Here is a 793-nt window from a genome sequence, read left to right on the forward strand (position 1 = left end):
TTCTAAATGTTAATGATGCGCACCGGGGGAATCGAACCAATACGCTCAAAAACACTGTCATATCAGCATTTAATAATGTATTAAAAACTAAAAGTACCCACTTGAGTACCCACCTAAATAATATTATCCCGGCTGGAGAAATAGCTTTTTTCTACTATATAGTAACACAACCTAATTAAAATTATTTTATTCGTTATTGTATAATCAAGCTGTGAGGTATTTAAATATGACAGTTGCAAATTTAATTGGTCGACGATTTGGCGAATTAACGGTTATTAAAAAAGTTGAAAACATCGGCAGTCACAGCGGATGGCTGTGTCAATGTTCATGCGGGAAGCAGACAATAGCCCCTACTAATAAACTAAGAGGCGGACAGATAGTTAGTTGTGGTCATTTAAAAGCAGATGTTGAATACACAGGTCTGCGCCGTGGCTATCAAAACAAAAAGAAAAACGGCGTTGCTACGTTTTTATTAGATGATAATCGTAAGATCAGAAGCGATAATAAATCAGGCGTAACCGGAATAAAAACGAAAGAGCTTAAAAATGGTGATGTGCACTATATTGCTCAAATTAATATCAAAGGCAAACGGCATCACTTAGGAACGTTTCCTACATTAAAAGAAGCGATAGAGGCTCGCAAAGAATTCAAAGATGAGTTCTTTAAAAAACTGGACGATTAACTGTACATTTGCTGTTCGTTTTACTGTACATTGCTGTTCATTGCTATAAATTTACTGTTCGTTACTTGTACATTTGCTGTACATAACAAAAAAGCCTACCAACTAGAAATC

The 793-nt window shown here is 35.6% G+C and carries 1 protein-coding gene; it reads left to right on the top strand.

Annotation, left to right across the window (positions count from 1 at the left end):
* The first annotated feature begins 226 nt into the window (after nt 1–226).
* The gene (locus ACJQWY_RS06895; protein ID WP_407076992.1) at nt 227–682 is read left to right on the top strand and encodes a hypothetical protein; all 456 of its coding nucleotides are present in this window, start codon (nt 227–229) and stop codon (nt 680–682) included.
* Nucleotides 683–793: the final 111 nt, after the last annotated feature.

The organism is Weissella kandleri, from assembly GCF_045504165.1.
Taxonomy (GTDB): Bacteria; Bacillota; Bacilli; order Lactobacillales; family Lactobacillaceae; genus Weissella; species Weissella kandleri_A.

What these genes read in the sequence shown, in the direction of transcription:
- ACJQWY_RS06895 (WP_407076992.1), top strand. Translation starts at nt 227, where the DNA reads ATGACAGTTGCAAATTTAATTGGTCGACGATTTGGCGAATTAACGGTT.